We start from the raw sequence: 25,414 nt of genomic DNA on the forward strand, positions 1-25,414 counted from the left end.
CCATGCCTTATTTAAATATTGTGACCAATCAAACAATTCATGATGAAGCTGCCCTATTAAAAGCCGCCAGCAAGACCGTGTCTCAAGCTTCAGGTAAACCTGAGAGCTATGTCATGATTGCCGTTGAATCCAAAACCGCCATGTCTTTTGGCGGCACTACTGAACCAACCGCGCTTCTCGATTATCGTTCCTTGGGGCTCCCCAGTGACCGAAAAGCTTTCTCGGCTGCGTTGTGTTCAATGATTGAGGAACAGATTGGCGTTAGTGGCAGCAGGACTTATATCAGCATGACGGATGCTGAGCGGCAAAACTGGGGCTGGGATCACAGTACCTTTTAATACTAAACAAACTGGCTGCGCTGATACTTATCAGCGCAGTACTGGAATTCAATAACAATAAACAACAGGAATCACGTTTTCCATGCGTACTTCGAAGCTTCTTATTTCCACTTTAAAAGAAACGCCTGCCGATGCAGAAATCGTCAGTCATCAATTGATGCTGCGAGCCGGGCTTATTCGCCGGTTGGCCTCCGGTCTGTATACTTGGTTGCCGATGGGGTTACGGGTACTGCGAAAAACCGAAGCCATAGTGCGCGAGGAAATGAACCGGGCTGGCGCGCAGGAAGTACTGATGCCTTCGGTACAACCAGCAGAACTGTGGCAGGAAAGTCAGCGCTGGGAAAAATATGGACCTGAATTACTACGAATCACCGATAGGCATCAGCGTGAATTCTGTTATGGCCCGACCCACGAGGAAGTGATTACCGACTTGGTCCGTCAGGAAATTCGCAGCTACAAACAATTACCCGTAAATTTTTATCAGATCCAGACTAAATTCCGTGATGAAATCCGTCCGCGATTTGGTTTGATGCGTGCCCGCGAATTCTTGATGAAAGATGCATATTCATTCCATGTGGATCAGGCATCTTTACAACAAACCTATGATGATATGTATGCCGCCTATACCCGCATATTCGACCGTATTGGCCTGAATTTCCGTGCGGTTCAGGCGGATACCGGCAGTATCGGCGGGAACGCATCACATGAATTCCATGTACTGGCCAGTTCGGGTGAAGATGCGATTGCATTTAGCAATGCCAGTGACTATGCCGCAAATGTTGAATTAGCCGAAGCAGTGAAGCCTGTGGGTGAGCGCCCTGCACCTGGTGCAGCTATGCAAATTGTTGATACTCCCCAAAAACATACCATTGAGGATGTCAGCAGCTTTTTAAAAGTACCTGCTTCGCAGTGCCTGAAAACATTGCTTGTAGAAGGCGCTGAGAAAAACGGTGTTGTCGCTTTGGTATTGCGTGGCGATCATGAACTTAATGAAATCAAGGCAGAAAAACATCCGTTAATTGCTGCACCTTTAACTTTTGTCACGCCGGAACAGGTACACGAAGCTACTGGCGCCAATATTGGTTCCATCGGTCCCGTTGGCCTGAACATTCCGCTGATTGTCGACCATGCGGCGGCAAATATCGCCGATTTTGTCTGTGGCGCAAATGAAGATGAAAAACATCTGACCGGCGTCAATTGGGGCCGGGATTGTCCTGAACCAGAAACAGCCGATTTACGGAATGTCGTTGCTGGTGATCCGAGTCCGGATGGCAAGGGCACATTGGAAATTGCGCGTGGCATTGAAGTGGGTCATATCTTCCAGCTCGGTGAAAACTACAGCAGTAAACTCAATGCAGTGGTATTAACTGAAACCGGACAATCTCAGGTCATCACTATGGGCTGTTACGGTATCGGTGTTTCACGTGTGGTCGCAGCAACCATTGAACAACATAATGATGAAAGCGGCATTGTCTGGCCCCAGGCGATTGCACCATTTGAAGTGGTTTTAGTGCCTGTTAATGCCCATAAATCACAACGTGTTCGTGATAAGGCCGAAGAAATTTATCAGCAGCTGCTGGCTGCCGGAGTGGATGTATTGCTCGATGATCGCGGTTTGCGTCCTGGTGTGGCATTTGCTGATATGGAGCTTATCGGAATTCCACATCGCTTGATTCTCGGTGAACGCGGTATGGATAACGATGTGATTGAATATAAACATCGTGCCACAGGCGAAGCGGATGAATTTGCTTTGGATAATGTGCTTGAAGCAATTCAACAAAAGTTAGCTCAATAAATATGACCCTGATTCGTCAACAGGACTTTGTACAAAGCATCACCGATGCGTTGCAGTTTATTGCCAATTATCATCCCAGGGATTTTATTCAGGCAATGAAAAAAGCCTATGAGCGCGAGCAATCCCCTGCCGCAAAAGACGCCATCGCCCAGATTCTGGTGAACTCCCGGATGTGTGCCGAAAATAATCGGCCAATTTGTCAGGATACCGGCATCGTTAATATCTTTCTCAAAGTCGGTATGCAAGTGCAGTGGCAAACTGAGCTAAGTCTTGAAGATATGGTCAACGAAGGCGTGCGCAAGGCTTATCAACATCCCGATAACGTCTTACGTGCTTCTATCGTCGCTGATCCGATTGGTAGTCGTAAAAATACCGGTGATAACACACCAGCAGTGATTTATACCGAACTGGTACCGGGCGATAAAATTGAAATTGATATTGCCGCCAAGGGGGGGGGCAGTGAAAATAAAGCCAAATTCACTATTTTGAATCCCAGTGACAGTCTAGTGGATTGGGTACTGGAAACCGTTCCTAAAATGGGTGCAGGTTGGTGTCCGCCCGGTATGCTGGGTATTGGTATTGGCGGCACGGCTGAAAAAGCCATGCTGATGGCCAAACAGAGTTTGATGGAAGATATCGATATTCAGGATTTGCTGGAACGTGGACCACAAACTGCTACTGAGAAGTTGCGGGTTGAGCTGTATGAAAAAGTGAATCAATTGGGAATCGGGGCACAAGGTTTAGGCGGTTTAACCACTGTATTAGATATCAAGATCAGGGATTACCCCACGCATGCCGCTTCATTACCGGTGGCAATGATTCCCAACTGTGCGGCCACCCGACACGTACATTTCACACTGGATGGATCGGGTCCGGCAACTTTTACTCCCCCATCTTTAACTGATTGGCCGGAAATTACCTGGCAGGCGGCAGAAAATACCCGCCATATCAATCTCGATACCATTACGCATGACGATATTAAACAATGGCGACCGGGCGATACATTATTACTGACGGGCCATTTCTTAACAGGTCGAGATGCCGCGCATAAAAAAATTGCTGATCTTTTAGAGCGTGGCGAACCTTTACCGGATGGACTGGATTTCCATAACCGGTTTATCTATTACGTTGGCCCGGTTGATCCGGTTAAAAATGAAATTGTAGGTCCTGCCGGTCCTACCACTGCAACCCGGATGGATAAATTCACCGAAACCATGCTGGCCAAAACCGGTTTGTTAGGCATGATAGGTAAGGCTGAACGCGGTGAACAAACCGTCGATTTAATTAAACAATATCAATCGACCTATCTTATTGCCGTAGGTGGCGCGGCCTATCTGGTCTCCAAAGCGATTAAATCCTCGCGATTGGTGGCTTTTGAAGAATTAGGTATGGAAGCGGTTCGAGAATTCTACGTTGAAAATATGCCCGTCACCGTTGCGGTAGATAGCCAAGGCCAATCGGTGCATCAAACAGGTCCTCAAAACTGGCAGCAAAAAATTGCTGGTATTCCTATTAAAACGATAACCAATTAGAGAGATTATTATGGGTATAACGATAAGTTTGCATTTACTTGCTTCAGTCATTTGGGTGGGGGGAATGTTCTTTGCCTTTATGTTTTTACGTCCTGCTGCTGGGTCATTACTTGAACCACAACAACGCTTTCCACTTTGGGAAAATGTTTTCAAACGTTTCTTTCCGTGGGTTTGGGCATCGGTGATCACTATTTTAGTCACTGGCATCGGCATGCTATTTATGTTGGGAGGTATGGGCGCAGTAGGGATTCATGTTCATATCATGCTGCTATTGGGACTTTTCATGATGTTATTGTTTATGCATGTCTTTTTTAACCCCTATCGAAAGCTCAAGTGGGCAGTGAAAGAAAATGACTGGATTGCTTCAGCCAATGAACTGGACAAAATTCGTAAATTTATTCGAGCAAATCTCATTCTTGGTTTAATTGTGATTGTCATTGGTTCAGCTGGCCGCTATTTTTAATCACTATGATGATTAAGCCTATTTACTTATCACTATTTGTATTGCTGTTGACCAATGACCTGTTGGCGGGTGATGTTAAACAGGTGCGTAATAGCGATGGTGTGGTGGAATTTACCAATGCTGATGTGGATGTACGTAAGCCAACGTCAATCAATCGCAATAAAACCATCATTTATAAATCACTCTCCAATGATGGGGAGAGTTTTAGTTTTTCCGATCAAAAACCGCTTAATGGCAACTTTGAAGTATTGGCTTATGATTGCTATGCCTGTAATCCGACATCAAACATCAATTGGCACACCATTAGCCTGAATACTGCAGATTATGCGGATACGGTAAAAACCATGGCACGTAAATACAAAGTGGACGCGGCTTTGGTTCGCGCCGTCATACATGCAGAATCCGCATTTAATGCCAAAGCCTTATCCAAAAAAGGTGCTCAGGGTCTCATGCAACTCATGCCCGGTACAGCAAAAGATTTGGGCGTCACCAACGCATTTGATATTCAGCAAAATATCGAGGGTGGCGTGAAATATCTGGCCGGCCTGCTTGATACATTTAATGGCGATATCAAACTGGCGACGGCTGCCTATAATGCTGGACCCGGGGCGGTCCAACGCTATAAAGGCATTCCGCCTTATGCAGAGACTGAAGTCTATGTAGAACGGGTTGGTATATTGCACCAGCGTTATGGACAGGAAAGTTAATCGACCAACTCACTCTAGCCCTTCCGTTATGATTACTCTTATCAGGGATTGACTGTTTGTCTAAATTTGCCTTATTCCGAAAACGCCTTGTCTGCTTCCCCACACTTTGGGGTGGGCTGTTGATTATAATGGTGTTAACTGCCAGCAGTGTGTTTTTAATCAGACAACTGGCGACTATTCTGGCCCCTACCGAACCGGTCTCAGATCGAACCTATCTGGTCGTAGAAGGCTGGCAGGATGAAGACAGTTTATTGGCCGCACTAGCACTTTTTAATGCCGAAAATTATCGCTATATGATAACCACGGGTGGACCTAATACTCGTTTTTTAAACCCTGTACACGCTTCGTATGCAGAGCAGGCTGGTGCATTTATGCTGCAACAGGGGCTAGACCCTGAAAAGCTGATTATGATTCCTACACCTGAGTCAGCACAGGAACGGACTTATCTCAGTGCGGTTATGGTCAGGGATTGGCTTGAGCTGAAAGGTGCTGGATTATCGGAACTGAATGTGCACACCAGCGATGTACATGCCAGACGAACCCGTAGCTTATACCAGGCAGCTTTTCCTGATGTCAGGATAGGAATTTATGCTGCAGCTCCACATCGTTTTCAACTTGATAAATGGTGGAAGACCAGTGATGGTGCAAAAACGGTAATAACCGAGCTGATTGGCAATGTGTGGGTTGCCTGTTGTTTTTACCCTGGAGAGCCGGGCTCGCATTATGAAAAGTGGGCCATTGAAAAAAGCACGCCAGCCTCAGATCTCCGGTAACCTGAGCGTCAATTTACCATCACGTTGGGCCATCTCCAGATGTTTCATAAAGCTCATCCCGAGCAAGACGATATCATCCGACATGTGCGGATTGATATGCGCTTGAATATGCTGGAGCGTGATAGCACCCAACTGCACGGTATCTAATTCTGTGGCATATACCGGCACCACACCATTCGCCGTATTTACCATAGCTTGTCGTCCCTGCTTCAACCCCGCCTCACGAGCAATTCCGGCGGGTACGCTGATATTGGTTGCGCCCGTATCCAGTAAAAAAGTCACTTCATGACCATTGATATATCCTGGCGCAACATAGTGCCCGGCCTGATTTCTCAACAAAACTACATCTGAGCCCAGCCCAGCCTCTGTCTCAACCAGATGACGGTTGGGGTTATATTTTTGCTCAATAAAACCATTAAAGAATAAGGTGAGTGAGCCCATGAGTAATAACCAGAAAATTATGGTGAATGCTTTGGACGAGCCTTGTTGATTTGCTGAATTCATTTTCATTTAAGATAAGTCAGTTAAGGTAAAACCATTTGAATATAGCTGTAGTCAGAATCACATTATGCGGGCAAGCCGCTCAAATTACATCCAAACCGGGAGAGTTAGACAAATGAATACACGTGGTCTGATGGATAAACTTTTACAATCGGGACAACAGTTTCTCGACAAACAGACAAATGGAGCCAGTGGCGGTGACAATAAAATTGGTCAGTTTTTAAGCGGCGCTGGTGGCGGCGCCCTCGCCGGAACAGCGGTAGGTTTATTATTAGGCAATAAGAAAGCACGCAAAATAGGAGGCAGCGTCCTCAAATATGGTGGCGTGGCAGCATTGGGTGCGGTGGCATTCAAAGCTTATCAAAGTTGGCAAGAGAATAACCAGCAATCAGCCCCTCATTCCACCCCACAGACCCTGGACAGACTGCCAGCACCCGAGGCAGAACGGCACAGTCAGGCCATATTAAAAGCCATGATTGGGGCAGCCAAAGCCGATGGACACATTGATGATCAGGAACGATTACTGATTGATCAGCAAATTGCCCAATTTACTGATGATCCAGAACTGCAGCAATGGATAGATTCTGAGCTTAAAACACCGGTCAATCCGGTTGAAATTGCCATATTGGCCTCCAGCCAGGAAATGGCAGCTGAGATGTATCTGGCCAGTTTAATTATGATTGATGAAGATAGCTTTATGGAAAAAGCCTATCTTGATGAATTGGCTCGCCAGCTTAAACTGGATGAATCATTAAAAGCCGAAATTCACCAGGCTAAAAATAACGCCATCGCATGATATGCTCTGCGCATGTCATTTTTACCGAAGATACTGATTCTCTGGCTGAGTGTGGTTTACGCTCAGCCAGTGGGCCTATTAACAGATGCCTCCTGGCAAACGATTGGCTCCCAGCTGACGACTGGACGCTGTCAGCAATGTCATCTCTCCCCGCAAGCCAGATGGTATTTTGACAATGAAATCATTGCCCTCAGTTCAGCACCGGCATCGACAGAAATAACATTACCTGACTGGTTGCAAAAATCACCTGAAATTAATGACGATACCCCGGTATGGATAGCCTCTCCTGAACTAATCGCCTCCGCCCTGTTTAATGGCTCTGAGCAAATCATTGAGCTGCCAGATGGACAGCAACTTGATTTTCAGACTGTGACCAAAATTCCACAAAACCAATCCTACTGGAACAGTGCCACAAACGAATTTTTCCATAAAAAAATGCTTCGTCTTCGAGGAAAAACGCTGGGAAACCGGTTTGTTGCCCGCACCGTTTGGCCTGCAGATTTCTCCATAACGCATTTTCAGTTAATGCCACTCAATCAGGAAGAGAGTTTACAGACCTTGGTACAATCAGATGATGGCGGTGCGCAGCAACCACATCTAAACCGTTTGTTATGGGAACGTGCCCCAGGCGCGGCTAAAAACTCAGCAGGTCAAGCCGTTATCGGCTTAATGCTTAATGGTGCGCAAGGTGACGATCACGAGGCTTTAGCAGGCCACTTTGCTGTCGTCACTGGCCAATTTAACGCGGATGGCAGTTATCACGACTGGTTGGTTAATAATTTTTATAATCTGGATACGGTAAGTGAAAAAGGCATTATTGCAGCCGTCACACCAATGGATAATTACCTGGCAGATTTAAACGCGGGACAAAATTATTATCGTCCTTCATATATGCTGTTTGCGACGTTAAAGGATGAACAACCGGCAACAGCATTTCAGCAATCCATTAATCAGGTAATGAACCATTTTTATCGGCATCATTTTATTTATAACCATGCTGATGCAAATTGTACCGGTGTTTCCATTGATACTTTACGAGCTTTAGGTTTGCAAATTCCGACCCGGGGAATCAATGGCTATGTTCTGGCTATTGGCGCCTATTTTTATACGGCGTTGACAGAATATGATCTGGAGGCTGCACGACAAATTTATGATTACCTCACCACTGAAACAACGCGTTTATTCCCCGCCGTAGCTTTTGATGCGATAGGCGAAGATTTGCTCCGGCTCGCCACTAACGAATCGCCGCGCGCGCTCTCGGCCTTTGAGCAAACCCTGGCTGACAGTATTGAGGCCATCTGGTTTGTCCGTATCCCACAGATCCCCTCGAGTCGTGTGTATGGTAACGCTCCGGTGTATAGCTTTAATGAGTTTGTAGAAACCGCTCCAGCTGATCGAGATGACTGGCTTTCTATTGAATTATCCGATCGCGAGATCCCGCCATCACTAAAACAACAAACACCCGTGAATCCGCCCCCCTATCCGATTCCCTGGCCCGTTGTGTTGATCTTATTTGGTCTTATGAGTTTTGTAGTTTTAACGTTACGCTGGCTATTTAAGCGGAAACAGATGAGCTAATTGGTTTGGCTGGTAGTATGACGCTGACGTTTTTCCCATAGTTTTTTGGCATAACGTCGCATATTCGGAATATCATCTGTTTCATCCATAATCGACTTTCCGATGATGGTTTCAAAAATATCTTCCATCGTCACTAATCCCAACCAGCTACCATATTCGTCGTAAACAAGGGCCATATGTTGCCGCTCTTTCATCAGCAACGTCATAACGGATTCCACATCTTTTTGATCTGTGACGACCACGATGGGTTTCATGACCTTTGAGACTTTTTGACTTTCATCGGCACCAATGACATCACGACGAAAAATTACACCTAAAGGTGACTCATTTGCATCCAATACCGGATAGCGTGAAAACTGTCCCTCTTGTGAGCGTTGAATAAATTCGGCTATGGTTTCATCAGGTCCCACATACTCCGAGACCATTCGTGGCGTCATAATGTCTCGTGTGCGGATTTCATGTAAATCCAGAATATTGGAAATCACCCTCGATTCATCTTCATCCAGTTCACCCAGTTCATGTCCTAATGATGTCATCGCTTTGATTTCAAGACGAATATCTCCTTGTTGTTCTTTACCGCCAAGCAATTTCATCATCTGATCTGACACCCAGATAAACGGTTTCAACAACCAAATCATTCCATTCAGGATGGGTGGCATCATTGGAGCTAAACTACGCCAGTACTTTGCACCAATCGTTTTTGGCAGGATTTCAGACAAGATTAATATCAATAATGTCATGATCACCGAGGCTAGTCCTAAATAGCCATTGCCAAACACGACCGTCACTTGTGCCCCCACGCCTAAAGCACCTACGGTATGCGCGACAGTATTAAGTGTCAGTATGGCGGCCAGGGGTTGGTCGATTTTGTCTTTGAGGCGATTTAGCTGGCCGTAGAGTTTAGGTTTGTGTTCTTTCTGCTGAGCAATATAGCTGGGTGTGACGGAGAGTAAAGCCGCTTCGAGAATAGAACATATAAAAGAAACAACAATTGAAAGTACCGCAAAAGCGATAAGTAGTGTCATGAGGGGGTACAACTCCAGTTACAAGGAAATATAATGTTACACGCGAAGCAATTCGCTGTATATCCAATGAATTTCCATAAAAACCTGCATTAACCTTCACACCGGCTGCAGCAAAGGGCATCAGTCCAGCTTGTCTCTGCGCGGTTTATTTTAGGTGAGGGCTCTTTGTATTCTTTATTGTCTGATGGTTTTGAACTATCAAGCGACGTAACCACTTTTCCAGTTCAAGAATGCAATACATGATGGCACCCACCGCCATGATTTCCATACCAGGGCGCCAGTCGATAGGCGTTGACTCAAATAAGCGATTCATGAAAGCGGAATAGGTAAATAACAGCTGTAATCCCATCACCGCACCAATGGAAATAAAGACCACATAGGAAGTAAACCACTTCTTGATTGACCAGGAAGCACTGTTTAAGCAACGCACATTAAACAAATAAAAAACTTCCATGACGACCAGTGTATTCACGGCATAAGTTCGTGATTGTTCAATAGAGGCTCCCTGTGACTGGCTCCACAAAAACATACCATAAACTCCTAATACAAATAACAATGACACAAAGCTGATGCGCCATAGCAAAAAACCCGAGAGCATTTTTTCATCACGTTGTCTGGGTTTACGATACATTGCGTCTTCTTCACCAGGCTCAAAGGCAAGAGATAACGCTAACGCTATTGAACTGACCATATTTATCCATAAAATCTGCAAAGGTGTTATGGGTAAGGTCATACCAACCATCACAGCGACGATAATACTTAATGATTCGCCCCCATTGATCGGTAATAAAAACAGTATGGCTTTTTTAAGATTATCGTATACCGTCCGACCTTCTCTTACAGCCTTGACAATAGAAGCAAAATTATCGTCAACCAGCACCATTTCTGCGGCTTCTTTGGCGGCTTCAGTCCCGCCTTTTCCCATCGCTATACCAACATCAGCTCTTTTTAATGCTGGAGCATCATTTACGCCATCACCCGTCATCGCGACCACATGACCATTCGCTTGCAAGGCACTGACCAACCTTAATTTATGCTCAGGAGCCGTTCGAGCAAACACATCTGTTCGATTCACAGCATCTTGTAACTCGGCATCAGAGAGTTGTGTAAGCTCGTGTCCCGTCAGCACCATTTTTGTATCATGCAAACCAAGTTGTGAGGCGATGGCAGAAGCCGTTGCCGCATGATCTCCAGTAATCATTTTGACTTGGATCCCGGCCTTATGGCATTCGTTGACAGCCTTAATCGCCTCTTCACGAGGCGGATCAATCAAACCAATCAAACCCAATAACACCAATCCTTCATCCAAATCTTCGAACTGCAACTCTCCGGAATGTTGAGCAACCGTTTTAGTCGCTATTGCCAGGACACGCTGACCTTCAGCGGCAATTATTTCTATCTGTGAATGCCAATAGGCGTGATCAATGGGTTTATCGCCCTGCTCAATCCTGTGAAACTGACAGAGCTCAATAATTTTTTCCGGTGCCCCTTTGACCGCAATAAAATCATGTCCTTGATGATCATGATGCAATGTCGCCATAAACCTATGCGAAGTATCAAACGGAATCACATCTCGTCGCGGGAAATTGTGTTTCAACTCTTCGATGGTGAAATCTGCTTTTAATGCGGCTGTAAGCATAGCCGCTTCCATTGGATCTCCTTCAGCCAGCCATTCTTCATCCCGACGTTTTAAGGCTGAGTCATTACAGATGGCGGCGCATCGAAGTAGCAACATTAAGGTGTCATATTGCCGCAATTCAACCGGTTGGTCATCCAAACTGAACTCACCGGCTGGCGCATAGCCAATGCCAGTGACGTGAAAGTGATTTTTGAAGTTTATTACACTTGAAACCGTCATTTCATTGCGAGTTAATGTACCCGTTTTATCAGAGCAAATAATAGATACTGCACCCAGTGTCTCAACAGCAGGTAAACGCCGGATAATCGCATTACGACTGGCCATTCTCTGTACCCCAATCGCTAACGTAATCGTTAAAATAGCTGGCAAGCCTTCGGGAATACCAGCCACAGCGACCCCGACAACGATCATGAACATTTCAATCGCCGGCGTCAGATTGACCCAATACCCATAACTGAATACCAAACCCGCAATCAGAATGATGATCAAAGTTAACCAGCGGGAAAAAAATGAAATTTGCTGCAACAATGGCGTGGTCAGGTTTTCAACAGACGACATCATGCTGCTGATGCGTCCAATCTCTGTCTGAGATCCGGTCGCCACAACAACGCCATGCCCTTGCCCTGAAGTAACCAACGTGCCGCAATAAGCCATACATAACCTGTCGCCAAGCACAGCATCTTCTGCGACCGGTTCACTATGCTTTTCCACTGCGACGGATTCCCCTGTCAGAACGGCTTCCTGGATCTGCAGAACGCTGGCACTGAATAAACGTAAATCGGCTGGAACCTTATCACCGGGCTCCAGCACCACCACGTCTCCAGGTACCAGGTCAGCTGCTTCGATCCTCAGACGATGGCCATTACGAATAACTGTCGCATGTGGGGCCAGCATATTCTTGATAGCATCAAGGGCTTTTTCTGCTTTTCCTTCCTGAACAAAGCCAATCAAAGTATTTAAAATGACAACCGCAAGTATCACCCAGAAATCAATCCAGTGTGCTAGTAAGGCGGTCAGTAATGCCGCACCTAACAAGACGTATATCAGCAGATTGTGCATTTGAGCGAAGAGCCTGGCAAAAGCGGAACGGTTTTTGGCATAAGGCAAGTGGTTAGCACCAAATTGCTGCAGACGTTGTTCAGCATCTTCGGTATTCAGCCCCTGTTTTTGGCTGTTTAGACGCGTTAAACTTTCCTGTGAATCGAGATGATGCCAGGGTATTTGAACTAACTGTTTCTGCAAATCGTTGCTCACCGATAGCTCCTCACAATGATCTGATCAACAACATCAAGCATAACGTGTTTTACATGCAGGCCTTAATGAAATGAGACTTAACTTGATCTGCATCATTCGACACAATTGGCTTATTATTTATACATTTTAAAGGACCTTATCATCAAAACTATCAGTCTGTTAGGCAGTGGCTGGCTGGGCTTACCTCTGGCAACTCAACTTTGTAAGCGTGGCTACCATGTAAAGGCATCTACTCGCCAATCAGTTCGATTCGCTGAAATCGAATCCTGTGGCGCCAGCCCATTTTTAGTTGATATTGATCAGTTATCCGACATCAAAGCATTTCTTGATAGCGAGATCCTCATCATCAATATTACCTCTAAAAATCATCACGGTTTTACCAATCTTATTCGTCAGATAGAGAGCTCACCAATCCAGAAAATATTATTTATCAGCTCCACTTCTGTGTATCAAAATCTGAATCGTCAGGTAAGTGAAGACGAGCAAGCCGAAGATCACAACAGCGTGTTATGGCAAATCGAACAGCAATTTCAAGCCAGTAAACATTTTAAAACTACAGTGTTACGTTTCAGTGGGCTGATTGATGCACGACGCCATCCGGGCAGATTTTTTCGTAATGGCCGAAGGGTGCCTCAGGCTAAAGCCCCAGTGAATTTGATTCATCTGGATGATTGTCTTGGAATTATTGATGCCATTTTGCAACAGGAATGTTGGGGAGAGATTTTGAATGGCTGTGCCGATACTCATCCCAGCAAGTATCTGTTTTACAGTTATGCCAGAGAATTGATGGAGCTGCCCCCACCTGAGTTTGATACTGATTCAGAGGTCAGTTACAAAATAATCAGCAATCAAAAAGTTAAAACCAAGCTGAACTACACGTTTCAGCATCCTGATTTAATGAAGCTCACTTTCTAATGAAAAATTTTCCCTGTCCATGCCAAAGCCATTCTGATTATCACGCGTGTTGTGGTTTATTACATCAGGGTGGGCAAACTGCGACGAGTGCTGAACAGTTAATGCGTTCGCGTTACAGTGCCTATGTGTTGAAAAATATCAGTTACTTGCAGGCGACATTACATCCGTCACATCAACAGCCCGATGATGCGTTTAACCTGCAGCAGACAATGGCGACCACACAGTGGTTGGGATTAAGCATTATAGATCACGTCGAAAAGGGTGATCAGGCGGAAGTCGAATTTGTTGCGTTTTATAGTGATCATCCCATCGGACAATTGCACGAACGCTCGCGGTTTAGCCGCCAACAGGGTCAGTGGTTTTATATGGAGGGTGATTTCCTGCCGCCGATAAAATTGGGTCGCAATGATAGCTGTATTTGTGGCAGCGGCAAAAAACTCAAGCGCTGTCATGGCTGAGGCTGGGCTTGGACGTTTTTTTCACCTAAATAACGTTTACGCTTAGCTGGCTTTAATTGCTGCAAATCAACCATCACCAATCCATCAATGCAACTGCCGAAATTAGCATCGACATTAAAATCGATAAACCGAACGCCACTCGGCTCACAAATATCAGCATACTGTTTATAAAGCGTTGGCACCGTCACGTTCATATGTGCCAGTTGCTCACGCATGGCCATAAAGTCACTGTCGGCATCTTGATTTAATAAAGTGCTACAAACTCGTTGCTGTATGTCGTTATCAAACGATGTGGGCACTCTCGCTGTAGCCAGCCCCTCACTATCAGCAAAATGCTTTTGATAAAAACTGACGATTAACGCCTTGGCGAAATCCGGATAGGTATTGCTCAGGCTGACCGGACCAAACAGGTAACGAATCTCTGGATAACGTTTAAGGTAAGCACCTATGCCATACCATAAATAATCAAGGCTGCGTTTCCCCCAGTATTTCGGGCTGACAAAGCTGCGACCTAATTCAATACTCTGCGGAAAGTAACCCTGCATTGCAGGGTTAAAATCAAACAGCTCACTCGTATAAATGGTATGTCCAGAGCCCATAATTCGTGCCACTTCGCCAATTCGGTAAGCGCCAGCGATTTCCAGCTCCTGTTCATCCCACAAAATCAAATGCCGGTAATCCCGATCATACTGATCCAAATCACGCTTTTTACCGGTGCCTTCACCAACCTGTCTGAAGGTGATCTCACGAAGCCTGCCAATCTCCTGCATCACAGCAGAATTAGGCTGATAATCAAATAAATAAATCTTTTTGTTATCGGCTGTTTCGCCGAGTAATTCAGCTTGTTGCAATTCCTTTTTGATGGCCCGCCGCTCTTGGGGATGCGCAATGGTCTGCTCTGTGACAAATAGTGGCTTTTTACCTTTCGCCATACGATATAGATGACGACGTAATAATTTGGCTTTTTCTGACTTTACTAACGGTAATTGTTCAAGTTGCTGATACGCAATCGGTTCCCCCACCCGCATCGCGATAGTTTTGGAATTTTTATTGAACATTTCATGCGCCAGCATCATCCCTGACAATGGTTTGTAAACCATGGATGCGCTATAAAAAAGCGAAGAATTTCTGGCTTCTACGTATATTGGCAATATTGGGGATTGCGTTTTTTTGGCAAAATTCAGGAAGCCGGTATTCCATTTGCCATCTCTCACTCCACCTGGGCGAATTCGTGAAACTTCACCAGCGGGAAATACAATAACAGCCTCATCATTATTCAGGCATTCGACTATTCGAGCGATACTGCTTTTACGTGTAGATTTAGACAAATTATCTACCGGCAGAAATAATGAGTTTAAGGCCGCAAAATTCAACAACATATCGTTGGCGACGATTTTTACATCACGTCTCACTTCACCAACCAGCTTTAACAGGCATAGCCCATCCAATGCGCCCAACGGATGATTGGCGACGATCACCACTCTTCCTGTGGCTGGAATATTATTACGGTGGCGATGGGTAATGCTGTAGCTGAAGTTAAAATAATCCAAAACTTCATCAATGAAATCAAAGCCTTCGAGCTGCTTATGAAGCTCTAAAAAGCGGTTGACTTCCTGTTCGTGGGTAATTTTTCGAAGGAATCCTAAGGTCGGTATTCTGACCCATGGTTTTTGATGTTGAAAATTGGGAAATTTTTGTTGAACGGCTTGTTCAATATTGAGCATACATTTTCTCAGCGGACTTCATTGAGCGAAGTCTAGAGAAAACAGATGACAAAAATATAACGATTTAATGACGTTTCGATGACAGGCCCGCCGCAGCAAGCGTATCGGTTAACAAGATAACTTAAACGAAGCTTTCTTTAGGCCGCTTGAACCGGTATGGCGTGGCGCATATGGGTAATATCATTATTTTCATTAAGATATACCAGCGTAGGCTTGAAGCTTTTTACTTCTTCAGCATCCATCGCAGAGTAAGCACAAATGATAATACGATCACCAGGTGAGGCTTTGTGTGCTGCCGCACCATTGACGGAAATAATATTGGATCCGTCTTCCGCACGGATAGCATACGTCACAAACCGTTCGCCATTGGCAACGTTATAAATATGAATTTGTTCATATTCATGAATACCTGCTGCTTCGAGCAGTTTGCCATCAATAGCACATGAACCCTCATATTCCAATTCAGAATGGGTTACACAAGCACGATGTAATTTAGCTTTTAACAGTGTCAGATGCATAGCTGGCAATTTCCGTCAGTAAGCCGCATATTATCGCTTTTTAAGAATGCTCAAGCAAGGTTACAGGCAATATTGTCAATTAATCTTACATTGGCAAGCCGCCCTGCCGCTAGCAAGCGCAACTTTTTATCGACAGCGGGCACGGCGGTTTGCAAGTCATCAGCACGACGAATATCAATATAGTCCAGCGAAAAACCAGCAGCCGTCAGCTTTATCTCAGCCTGTTTCAGTAAAGCAGGATAATCCTGTTGGCCAGACTCCAACTGCTGCTTAAGCTGAGACAGTGTTAAATACAATGTCGCGGCTTGCTGCTTAAGTTCATCAGTCAAATGCTGGTTACGTGAACTCATTGCTAAGCCGTTTTGCTCACGTACTGTTGAAGCCCCCACAATTTTCACTGGCAGATTCAAATCACTGACTAATTTGCGTATTAGCAATAATTGCTGGTAATCCTTTTCTCCAAATACGGCAACATCCGCCTGAACCATGTTGAATAACTTGGTCACCACTGTGGCGACACCATCAAAGTGTCCGGGACGTTCCAAACCACAAAGCTTGTCATCCATACCCGGCACATGGATAAATGTGTGAAAGTCCATACCCTGCGGATACATCACTTCAGCATTCGGTGTAAATAGCAGGTTACAGCCTGCTTGCATCAGCTTTTTAATATCAGTCTGTAGTGTGCGAGGATAATTGACTAAATCCTGTTTATCATCAAACTGTAATGGATTAACAAATATACTAACCACAACTTTATCAGCCAGTGTCTGGGCTTTTTTTACCAATGAGATATGTCCGTCGTGCAGGTTACCCATTGTCGGAACAAACGCTATGGTCTGATGTTCGCCTCGCCAGGTTTTTATCTGGCCCCGCAGGCTCAGAATGGATTCCACAATTTGCATTAATACTGTTGCTCAGAAGTAGGAAACTCGCCTTTTTTTACGGCTTCAACATAACGGTTTAGTGCTGCAGGTATATGGCCACATTCAGCCAGGAAGTCATGACTGAACCGCGGACGCCTGCCCGGTGTAATACCCAACATGTCATAAAGTACTAACACCTGGCCATCACAGTCAGCTCCGGCACCAATACCAATCACAGGGATCGTTAACGATTTACTGATCTTTTTAGCCAGATCGGCTGGAACACATTCAAGCACTAACATATCAGCGCCTGCCTTTTCCAAACTGACGGCGTCTTGCAGGATTTTCTCTGCTGCAGTCGTTTCACGACCTTGAACCAGGTAACCACCCAGCTTATGTACTGACTGTGGCAATAGTCCCAAATGACCGCAAACCGGGATTCCTCGTTGTGTTAATGCAGTAATTAACTCAACCAGTTCCGCTCCCCCCTCCAATTTGACCATCTGAGCACCACCTTCAGCCATCAAACGGGCAGCATTATGCAACGCCTGATCGATATTGGCGTAACTCATAAAAGGCATATCACTGATAACAAACAAACGATCACTACCACGAATCACATTGGCGGTATGATAAATCATATGATCCACGGTGACCGGCAGGGTGCTCTCCTGCCCCTGAATCACCATGCCTAATGAGTCACCAACCAGAATGATATCTACGCCCGCCTGCTCCAACATGGCGCTAAAGCTTGCATCATAGGCAGTCAATACAGCTATTTTATTCTGTTCAGCCTTCATTTTGCGCAGCTGATTTAGACGCAAGCGACTCATGTATTTTTCTCTTTCACTGGCAGCGGATTGTAATATTGGCGACCACTTTGGATAGTACAAATCTGATCTAAAAGTTGTTGATAATCCGCCTCACTTTTCACTAAATCAATTTGCTCGGCATTGACGATCAACAATGGTGAAGCATCATAATAATGGAAAAAATCAGCATAGGAATCTGCCAATCTTTTCAGATAGGCATCCTCAACATGCTGCTCATAACTGATCCCACGTTGTGAAATCCGGGTTTTCAGAATGGGCAAGGATGCTTGCAGATAAATAACCAGATCGGGAGTGCGATGATGCATAGTCAGGCTATCGTAAACCATGTTGTATAGAGCCAGCTCATCATCATCCAGCGAAATCTGGGCAAACAAACGATCTTTTTCCAGCATGAAATCAGCGACATGCAGTGATGTAAATAAATCATCCTGTTGCAATGTTTTAGCCAGCTTGACACGCTGCATCAGAAAACTCAGCTGGGTAGGTAAGGCGGATTGTTTAGGGTGAAGATAATAACGTTCCAGAAACGGATTCTGCTCTGGTGCTTCCAATAAGGTATTGCCTGAAAAGCTTTCTGCTAATCTTTTCACCAAATGGGTTTTACCGACACCAATTGGACCTTCGACAACAATATAGCGATGTGGCAATGTTTTCATAAGCTAATTTTATCCACTTGTTGTAAATCACCTTGCGGGCACGAAGGTAATATTTGCTGTAAGGGACCCAATCCCGGAATCTCTATCTCCGGCGCAATTTCGGCCAGTGGAAATAACACAAAAGCCCGTTCATGCATGCCCGGATGGGGTATTTTCAGCCGCTCATCATCAATTCGTTGCTCACCATAGAGCAAAATATCCAGGTCAAGCGTCCGCTCACCCCAATGACGCTTTCGTTCCCTTCCATGTAATTGTTCGACAGATTGTAAAGTATCGAGTAATTGATGTGGACTCAGTGATGTTTCAAGTGACAGGACCGCATTAATATAATCCGGCTGGTCTGCCGGCCCCATCGGCGGGCTTTGATATAACGAGGACACGGCAATGATAGTCACTCCAGTCAATGACTGCAGATCATTTATTGCGGTTTTAATCTGTTGCAGTGGATTTTCCAGGTTACTGCCGAGACCAATATAGACGAGCATTATTCAACTTTTTTGATAGCAGGTTTACGACGGCGGCGGCGACGTGGCTTGCGTTTTTCTGTTTCTCCACCATTACCCAAAGCATTTACCATTTCAGCCTGGGTTGTTGCCGAGGCTTGCTGGAAAATTGTCCACCACTCTGTCAGCTCCTGAAGTGGTTCACCAGACTGGGCACGTAATGCCAGAAAGTCATAACCGGCACGAAACTTTGGATGTAACAGCAACGCAAAAGCGCGCTTTCCCTGACGACGAGTCAATCTGGGTTGCATCGTCCATATATCACGGGTCACTAGACTGAACCGCTTAGGGATGGCGACAGTTTGGATTTGTTCAGCCAGTACTTCACCGGCAGCACGTTGCATTGCTGGTATTTCAGGCATTTCTTTGCATAAATGCAACCAACGCTGGCGAAGCGGCTCCCATAATAATGCAGCAAATAGAAATGCCGGCGTCACCGGTTTGTTGTCCGCTAATCGTTTATCAGTATTTTCCAGCGCTTTCATCAGTAATGTACGGGGGAAGCCATGGTTTTCCTGATGTAATAAGGCGGCAGTTTGCGGATAAAGATGATCAAATACACCGTAATGACATAGCAGTTCGTGGGTGACGGCAGCCTGACCACTTAAATAGAGTTTCAAGGTTTCATCAAATAATCGGGCGGGTGGAATATCCCCTAGCAGCGGTGCGAGCTCCACGATTAACTGTTCGGTTTCGGGTTCCAGTTTGAGACCTAATTTGGCCATAAAACGGAGAGCCCGTAACATTCTCACAGGATCTTCACGATAACGAACGGGCTTATCGCCAATCAATCGAATCAAACCTGCTTGCAAATCGGCAATCCCACCCGTGTAATCAACAATCGAAAAGTCACGGATATTGTAATACAAGGCATTAATGGTGAAGTCACGGCGCCATGCATCCTGCTCTAGGGTACCGTAGACATTATCCTGTGTTATGCGGCCTTGCTTATCGACATGATTTTCCGCTTCAGGTGGTGCTCTGAAAGTGGCCACTTCGATTATTTCGTCACGGCCAAAGCGTACATGTACCAATTTAAAACGACGGCCGATTAACTGACTTCGACGAAATAAGCGATGAACCTGTTCTGGCAAAGCATTGGTGGAGATATCGAAATCTTTGGGTTCATATCCCAGTAATAAATCTCGCACACAGCCACCCACTAAATAGGCTTCATAGCCTGCATCTTTAAGGGTATAGAGTACTTTTAATGCGCTAGGGCTGATTAATTCACGGGAAATATTGTGATCTGCACGAGGCACAATAAGTGGTGGGGCTCCCTCGGCTGCTGCACGGCTTTTTTTACCGGCTTTGATCCGTTTGAATGAGGTGATGAGTGAATTTATCGAAAGCATAAGGTGCGAATAATACCATGCTTGTAAACGTTATCAGGAAAATGCATCAATTTATCTCAACGCTTTGCGTACAGGAGCAAATGAACGCCGATGGATAGGCGATGGCCCAAGTTCTAACAAAGCTTGTTGGTGTCTTGCTGTTGGATAACCCTTGTGTTGAGCAAATTCGTAGCCGGGATAGAGTTGTTCAAAAGCCTGCATTTCACGGTCTCTAGCCACTTTGGCTAATATTGAAGCAGCAGCAATGGCTGGTTCAGTTAAATCACCTTTGATAATCGTGGTTACAGGACAGAACAGTTGAGGAGCATGAATTCCGTCAACCAGTGCATGCTCAATTTCAAATGGCAATGCCATCACGGCTCGTTTCATCGCCAGCAGACTGGCCTGCAAAATATTCAACTGATCAATTTCTTCCACCTCTGCTCGTCCTAGTGCCCAAGCATAAGCCGATTGTTCAATTAAAGGCACTAACTGCTCGCGACGCTTTTCACTGAGCCTTTTGGAGTCTGTCAGACCTTCAATCGGTTTACCCGGATCGAGAACAACAGCAGCCGTCACAACCGGGCCAGCCAATGGACCTCTGCCAACTTCATCTACACCCGCAATTAAGGCAACGATACTCATTCGGAAAGCAGACTCAATACAAGCTCAGCTGCATTGTCAGCACCACCACTTGGCCCCAATGCCTCACGTACCTGAATTCGAATTTGCTCAGCATGCTGCAAACGCTGAGGGTGAGTCAATAGATCCATTAACTGTTGTTCCAGACGAACATCTGTAACGTCATCTTGCAACAGCTCTTTGATAACAGGACGTTGCGTCACAATATTGCACAGACCTACATAAGGAATTTTGACTAGCCGTTTCAGGATACGATAGCTCCAGGGAGAAACTTTATAAGTAATAAAATGCGGTACGCCTATTAAGGCAATTTCCAGCGTGACTGTACCCGAAGCAGCTACTATTGCGTCACAAGCTTTGATAACGTCATAAAAATCATCTTTAATGATCTTTATGGGTAGGATCGAATTTGAAAGATACTGCTGCAGGTAGGCTTCATCAATTCCGGGGGCTTGAGGAACAATTATCTGAATTGGAAAATGACGTTTTTCGATCCGCTCAGCAGCGGCCAACATCACCGGTAATAAAGCGGAAATTTCACTACGCCGACTACCGGGAAATAAACCAATAACCCGCTTACCATTTTCTAAATTGAATTTTTCACGAGCGGCAGAACTGGAAAGTGCGGTGTGCACCGCATCGACCAGAGGGTGTCCCACACAGCTGACCTCAACCCCGGCGCTTTGATATATCTCCTGTTCAAAAGGAAATAATACAGCCATATGGTCAACATCCCGCTTGATTTGTTCAATGCGGCCAGCACGCCATGCCCAGATTTTAGGGCTAATGTAGTAAAGAACTTTTATACCTAACTTTTTAGCCTGTTTTGCCAGTTTGAGATTAAAGCCGGGATAATCAACCAGAATAAGTAAATCAGGAGGTTGACGGCGTAATTCCTCAACCACCTGATTAAAAATACCTTTAATTTTCGGGTAGCGCTTGATAACTTCTACCAGCCCCATCACCGCTAATTCGGCAAAATCAATACTGATATCCGCCCCAGCAGCCCGCATTTTATCACCACCAATACCGGTGATATAAATTGCAGGCTGATGTTGCTTCAATGCCGTTACCAGGCGTGCAGCATGCGCCTCACCAGATGCCTCACCAGCAACAATGTAGATATGATTACTCACGGTTCCTAACTCAGTCGTCTACATAACCGGTTAATTCCAAACCAAATCCGGAAACCCCTGTTAGTTTGGTTGGTGTGCCGATTACCCGCATTTTACGTACCCCGAGATCCGCTAAGATTTGTGCGCCGACCCCAAAGGTTCTCAAATCCCAACTGGCTTTGAATGAAGCAGCTTCACCCTGATCCTGCTGCTGATAACGGGCAATTTTGGCGGCAAGTTGTTTGTTCTGTTCCGGTTGACGCAGGACTACTAATACCCCTTTCCCAGCTTGTTGAATACGACGCATAACTGATGGTAATGGCCAATGTGTCGGTTCCCGTTTTGAGGCTAGTAGATCACCTAAAGGATCAGCCATGTGAACCCGGACCAATGTTTCCTGTTCGGCATCAATATCACCATAAACTAATGCCAGATGGGTTTGACCGCTCACATCATCTTGATAACTATGTAAGGTAAAATCTCCGTATTCGGTTGGAAATGCACAGGTCGACATGGCTTTGATAGTCATTTCATTTTGCAGTCGATAGCTGATCAAGTCTGCAATGGTGCCAATTTTAAGTTGATGGGTTTCAGCAAATTTTTCCAGATCAGGGCGCCGTGCCATACTGCCATCATCGTTTAAAATTTCGACAATAACGGCAGCTGGCGTACAACCTGCCATTTGAGCCAAATCGCAACCCGCTTCCGTATGGCCCGCCCGGGTTAAGACGCCACCAGGCTGTGCTTTGAGTGGAAAAATATGTCCAGGTTGTACCAGATCTTCAGGCTTGGCCTGAGATGCGACGGCTTTTTGGATGGTCAACGCACGATCCGCTGCGGAAATCCCCGTTGTCACCCCCTCAGCTGCTTCAATTGAAACGGTGAAGTTCGTGGCATAAGGTGTTTGATTATCAGTCACCATCAATGGCAGTCGTAATTGCCGACAGCGCTCTTCCGTTAATGTCAGGCAAATCAGTCCACGTCCAAATTTAGCCATAAAATTAACGGCTTCTGCAGTAACTTTATCCGCAGCCATCACTAAATCGCCTTCATTTTCGCGATCTTCATCATCCATTATGATGACCATTTTTCCTTGTTTCAGATCATCGATAATTTCTTGGGTGTTGTTGATTTGCATTTAACGAATATAACCATGTTGGGAAAGAAAATCCCGGCTGATATTTGAGCCGGATTGGGGAAGCAAACGCTCTAAATAACGAGCAATCAGATCGACTTCCAGATTGACCTTGGTGCCGATTTGATAATGTTTGATGATGGTTTCTTCAAGTGTATGCGGAATAATATTGATTTCAAAGCCACCCTCAAACACGCCATTAACCGTCAGACTGACCCCATCTATTGTAATAGAGCCTTTTTCTGCAATGTAGCGCTCCAGTGCTGCTGGAACTTTTATTTTATATTGCCAGGAACGCGCCGCAGCGGTCTTGCCCATCACTTCGCCTAAACCATCAACATGGCCACTAACTAAATGTCCGCCCAACCGATCACCCACGGCAAGTGCTTTTTCCAGATTGGCTTCACTACCTGTTTTTAATTGTCCCAGGCTGGAACGTTGAAGCGTTTCCTGAGAGACATCAAATTGCAAACTTCTGCTCGCCTTTTCAACCACGGTCAGACAAACACCGTTGACGGCGATGCTGTCACCTAATTTGACGTCATTAAGATCTAACCCCGCAGAGTCGATATGCAAACGGATATCCCCTCCCACCGTTTGCATGGATTTTAGTTGACCGACTGCTGCAATAATGCCTGTGAACATAAATTAAAAAGCCTCGTTATATTCGGGTTTAGCGGTAATTCGCCAATCATTACCAATCGCACGAATATCAGTAATGTTCAGTTGAATATTCTGTGCCATGCGTTCCATCCCTGGCAGATGAAAAACTGCTCTGGCACTATCGCCCATAAGTTTAGGAGCTACATAAAAAATCATTTCATCAATTAGTTGGGAACGTAACAGCGCTCCATTTAAAACCGCCCCGGCTTCCACCATCACTTCGTTAATCTCGCGCTTGGCCAATACCGCTAACATGCCACTTAAATCGACCTGATTATTGGGAGCTGGCAATACAATTGTTTCTATATCGTTGCGTACCATGCGATCGCAGGCGGTAAACAACAACACTTTTTTATCATTAAGGATCTGTGCATTGGCAGGCATTCGCAGTTCACTGTCGACGATGACTTTTAACGGTTGGCGAATGGTTTCGTTTTCTGAATACCAATCCGCCACATGCCGTACATTTAATAAAGGGTCATCCGCGATAATCGTTCCCACTCCAGTAAGAATCGCTGAACTACGAGCTCTCAATTTCTGTACATCTGCCCGAGCTTCTTTACCGGTGATCCATTTGCTCTCACCAGATGACATAGCGGTGCGTCCATCGAGACTCATCGCCATCTTACTTCGCACGTAGGGCCTGCCGATACGCATACGTTGAATAAAACCGGGATTTAATTGTTCTGCCTGGGTGGCCAAAATACCTTGATGAACTTCAATACCGGCTTGTTCAATACGCTGTATCCCGGTGCCTGAAACCACTGGATTGGGGTCTGTCATGGCGACATATAAGCGTTTGATACCGGCCCGAATTAACGCATCAGCACAAGGTGGTGTGCGGCCAAAATGACTGCACGGCTCGAGCGTTACATAACAATCGGCCTCCTCCGCATCATGTCCGGCATCATGCAAAGCATTGATTTCAGCATGTGCTTCTCCGGCACGATGGTGCCAACCCCGACCAATCACCTCCCCATTTTTGACGATGACACAGCCAACACGTGGATTAGGATCTGCCGTATATAAGCCTTTCTGAGCTAATTGTATTGCTTGAGCCATGTATTGTTCGTGTTGGCTCATAGGGTTTGCCTCCACAAATTATCTTTGACACTGATTGTAATCGCATTCGAATGATGCGGTTGCATAAACTTAGATTGACAGCGAAATTCAGCTGTCTTTGTCAGATAAAGCACGATTTTCCATACGCTCGATTTCTTCTCGAAAGGCATTGACGTCCTGAAAGCTACGGTAAACCGAAGCAAACCGAACATATGCTACTTCATCAAGCTCCCGTAATGCATCCATCACCCAGTCACCAACCAGACGACTCTGCACTTCTCTTTCACCCGTTGCCCATAAGCGACGGGTAATTGTTTTTACGGCGTTATCAATAGCATCAATACTGACTGGGCGTTTTTCAAGGGCCCGCATGATACCGGCACGCAGTTTATTTTCGTCAAAGGCTTCTCGTGTAGCATCCCGTTTAACCAGTCGAGGAAGGCTTAGCTCAGCTGTTTCATAAGTCGTAAAACGTTCGTTACATTCCTGACACATGCGACGACGCCGAATCGCATCTCCCTCAGAAGAGAGACGCGAGTCGACGACTTTTGAATCTTCAGCTCCGCAAAACGGACAGCGCATCAGTCAG

26 protein-coding genes are annotated in these 25,414 nt (G+C 45.5%); 10 read left to right on the plus strand and 16 right to left on the minus strand.

Translation table 11 applies throughout. The annotated features are described in order from the left end of the window. The first annotated feature begins 2 nt into the window (after nt 1–2). The 6 genes from LGT40_RS07875 (at nt 3) to LGT40_RS07900 (ending at nt 5,608) form a co-directional block, all read left to right on the plus strand. A complete protein-coding gene (locus LGT40_RS07875; protein ID WP_226070399.1) occupies nt 3–338 on the plus strand; it encodes a phenylpyruvate tautomerase MIF-related protein in 336 nt (111 codons plus the stop codon). Nucleotides 339–420: 82 nt separating this feature from the next. Further along, nucleotides 421–2,133, plus strand: a complete 1,713-nt coding sequence (locus LGT40_RS07880) for a proline--tRNA ligase (RefSeq protein ID WP_226070400.1) — start codon at nt 421–423, stop codon at nt 2,131–2,133. Between the two features lie 2 nt (nt 2,134–2,135). Beyond that, nucleotides 2,136–3,665 carry a fumarate hydratase gene (locus tag LGT40_RS07885; protein ID WP_226070403.1) on the plus strand — a complete coding sequence of 510 codons (1,530 nt, stop codon included), beginning with the start codon at nt 2,136–2,138 and terminating at the stop codon, nt 3,663–3,665. A gap of 10 nt (nt 3,666–3,675) precedes the next feature. Continuing rightward, nucleotides 3,676–4,128: a CopD family protein gene (locus LGT40_RS07890; RefSeq protein ID WP_226070405.1), complete on the plus strand. Its 453-nt coding sequence runs from the start codon at nt 3,676–3,678 to the stop codon at nt 4,126–4,128. A 5-nt stretch (nt 4,129–4,133) separates the two neighbouring features. After that, on the plus strand, nt 4,134–4,835 hold the full coding sequence (locus tag LGT40_RS07895; RefSeq protein ID WP_226070407.1) for a lytic transglycosylase domain-containing protein: 702 nt from the start codon (nt 4,134–4,136) through the stop codon (nt 4,833–4,835). Nucleotides 4,836–4,891: 56 nt separating this feature from the next. Beyond that, complete coding sequence (locus LGT40_RS07900; protein WP_226070409.1) at nt 4,892–5,608, plus strand: ElyC/SanA/YdcF family protein; 717 nt, start codon at nt 4,892–4,894, stop codon at nt 5,606–5,608. Here LGT40_RS07900 and LGT40_RS07905 read toward each other — a convergent pair. Next, nucleotides 5,594–6,118, minus strand: a complete 525-nt coding sequence (locus LGT40_RS07905) for a retropepsin-like aspartic protease family protein (protein WP_226070410.1) — start codon at nt 6,116–6,118, stop codon at nt 5,594–5,596. The genes LGT40_RS07900 and LGT40_RS07905 overlap by 15 nt on opposite strands. A 106-nt stretch (nt 6,119–6,224) precedes the next feature. Here LGT40_RS07905 and LGT40_RS07910 point away from each other — a divergent pair, with 106 nt between their 5' ends. Both LGT40_RS07910 and LGT40_RS07915 read left to right on the plus strand, forming a co-directional pair. Continuing rightward, entirely contained in the window at nt 6,225–6,905 is a 681-nt protein-coding gene (locus LGT40_RS07910) for a tellurite resistance TerB family protein (RefSeq protein WP_226070412.1), read from the plus strand. A gap of 12 nt (nt 6,906–6,917) precedes the next feature. Continuing rightward, a complete protein-coding gene (locus LGT40_RS07915; RefSeq protein ID WP_226070414.1) occupies nt 6,918–8,483 on the plus strand; it encodes a hypothetical protein in 1,566 nt (521 codons plus the stop codon). On the opposite strand, the gene LGT40_RS07920 is transcribed toward LGT40_RS07915, so the two are convergent. Both LGT40_RS07920 and LGT40_RS07925 read right to left on the minus strand, forming a co-directional pair. Further along, nucleotides 8,480–9,508: a CNNM domain-containing protein gene (locus tag LGT40_RS07920; protein ID WP_226070416.1), complete on the minus strand. Its 1,029-nt coding sequence runs from the start codon at nt 9,506–9,508 to the stop codon at nt 8,480–8,482. The genes LGT40_RS07915 and LGT40_RS07920 overlap by 4 nt on opposite strands. A 145-nt stretch (nt 9,509–9,653) precedes the next feature. Further along, nucleotides 9,654–12,401 (minus strand): cation-transporting P-type ATPase, encoded by a 2,748-nt coding sequence (locus tag LGT40_RS07925; protein ID WP_226070418.1) that lies wholly within the window; start codon nt 12,399–12,401, stop codon nt 9,654–9,656. Between the two features lie 105 nt (nt 12,402–12,506). Here LGT40_RS07925 and LGT40_RS07930 point away from each other — a divergent pair, with 105 nt between their 5' ends. Both LGT40_RS07930 and LGT40_RS07935 read left to right on the plus strand, forming a co-directional pair. Then, nucleotides 12,507–13,316 (plus strand): NAD(P)H-binding protein, encoded by an 810-nt coding sequence (locus LGT40_RS07930; protein ID WP_226070420.1) that lies wholly within the window; start codon nt 12,507–12,509, stop codon nt 13,314–13,316. Further along, the gene (locus LGT40_RS07935) at nt 13,316–13,774 is read left to right on the plus strand and encodes a YchJ family protein (RefSeq protein WP_226070422.1); all 459 of its coding nucleotides are present in this window, start codon (nt 13,316–13,318) and stop codon (nt 13,772–13,774) included. The genes LGT40_RS07930 and LGT40_RS07935 overlap by 1 nt, the downstream gene beginning before the upstream one ends. Here LGT40_RS07935 and olsF read toward each other — a convergent pair. The 13 genes from olsF to nrdR all read right to left on the minus strand — a co-directional run bounded on the left by olsF (nt 13,765) and on the right by nrdR (nt 25,407). Then, entirely contained in the window at nt 13,765–15,498 is a 1,734-nt protein-coding gene (gene olsF / locus LGT40_RS07940) for a bifunctional ornithine lipid synthase OlsF (RefSeq protein WP_226070424.1), read from the minus strand. The genes LGT40_RS07935 and olsF overlap by 10 nt on opposite strands. A 137-nt stretch (nt 15,499–15,635) precedes the next feature. Continuing rightward, nucleotides 15,636–16,016, minus strand: coding sequence for an aspartate 1-decarboxylase (gene panD / locus LGT40_RS07945; protein ID WP_226070426.1), 381 nt, complete (start codon nt 16,014–16,016; stop codon nt 15,636–15,638). 50 nt (nt 16,017–16,066) lie between these two features. Beyond that, nucleotides 16,067–16,921, minus strand: coding sequence for a pantoate--beta-alanine ligase (panC, locus tag LGT40_RS07950; RefSeq protein ID WP_226070428.1), 855 nt, complete (start codon nt 16,919–16,921; stop codon nt 16,067–16,069). Beyond that, complete coding sequence (panB, locus tag LGT40_RS07955) at nt 16,921–17,715, minus strand: 3-methyl-2-oxobutanoate hydroxymethyltransferase (protein WP_226070430.1); 795 nt, start codon at nt 17,713–17,715, stop codon at nt 16,921–16,923. Before panB ends, panC begins: the two co-directional genes overlap by 1 nt. Further along, a complete protein-coding gene (locus LGT40_RS07960; protein ID WP_226070431.1) occupies nt 17,712–18,371 on the minus strand; it encodes a deoxynucleoside kinase in 660 nt (219 codons plus the stop codon). Before LGT40_RS07960 ends, panB begins: the two co-directional genes overlap by 4 nt. Continuing rightward, complete coding sequence (gene folK / locus LGT40_RS07965; protein WP_226070432.1) at nt 18,368–18,856, minus strand: 2-amino-4-hydroxy-6-hydroxymethyldihydropteridine diphosphokinase; 489 nt, start codon at nt 18,854–18,856, stop codon at nt 18,368–18,370. The genes LGT40_RS07960 and folK overlap by 4 nt, the downstream gene beginning before the upstream one ends. Next, the gene (gene pcnB, locus LGT40_RS07970) at nt 18,856–20,229 is read right to left on the minus strand and encodes a polynucleotide adenylyltransferase PcnB (protein ID WP_226070433.1); all 1,374 of its coding nucleotides are present in this window, start codon (nt 20,227–20,229) and stop codon (nt 18,856–18,858) included. Before pcnB ends, folK begins: the two co-directional genes overlap by 1 nt. A gap of 51 nt (nt 20,230–20,280) precedes the next feature. After that, nucleotides 20,281–20,853, minus strand: a complete 573-nt coding sequence (gene rnhB / locus LGT40_RS07975; protein WP_226070434.1) for a ribonuclease HII — start codon at nt 20,851–20,853, stop codon at nt 20,281–20,283. Further along, the gene (gene lpxB, locus LGT40_RS07980; RefSeq protein ID WP_226070435.1) at nt 20,850–21,986 is read right to left on the minus strand and encodes a lipid-A-disaccharide synthase; all 1,137 of its coding nucleotides are present in this window, start codon (nt 21,984–21,986) and stop codon (nt 20,850–20,852) included. The genes rnhB and lpxB overlap by 4 nt, the downstream gene beginning before the upstream one ends. Before the next feature lie 10 nt (nt 21,987–21,996). Then, the gene (ribBA, locus tag LGT40_RS07985; RefSeq protein ID WP_226070436.1) at nt 21,997–23,103 is read right to left on the minus strand and encodes a bifunctional 3,4-dihydroxy-2-butanone-4-phosphate synthase/GTP cyclohydrolase II; all 1,107 of its coding nucleotides are present in this window, start codon (nt 23,101–23,103) and stop codon (nt 21,997–21,999) included. Then, the gene (locus tag LGT40_RS07990) at nt 23,104–23,745 is read right to left on the minus strand and encodes a riboflavin synthase (protein ID WP_226070438.1); all 642 of its coding nucleotides are present in this window, start codon (nt 23,743–23,745) and stop codon (nt 23,104–23,106) included. 3 nt (nt 23,746–23,748) lie between these two features. Next, nucleotides 23,749–24,846, minus strand: a complete 1,098-nt coding sequence (gene ribD, locus LGT40_RS07995) for a bifunctional diaminohydroxyphosphoribosylaminopyrimidine deaminase/5-amino-6-(5-phosphoribosylamino)uracil reductase RibD (protein WP_226070440.1) — start codon at nt 24,844–24,846, stop codon at nt 23,749–23,751. 87 nt (nt 24,847–24,933) lie between these two features. Next, a complete protein-coding gene (nrdR, locus tag LGT40_RS08000) occupies nt 24,934–25,407 on the minus strand; it encodes a transcriptional regulator NrdR (RefSeq protein WP_226070441.1) in 474 nt (157 codons plus the stop codon). Nucleotides 25,408–25,414: the final 7 nt, after the last annotated feature.

Source organism: Methylophaga pinxianii, assembly GCF_020447225.1.
Classification (GTDB): Bacteria; Pseudomonadota; Gammaproteobacteria; order Nitrosococcales; family Methylophagaceae; genus Methylophaga; species Methylophaga pinxianii.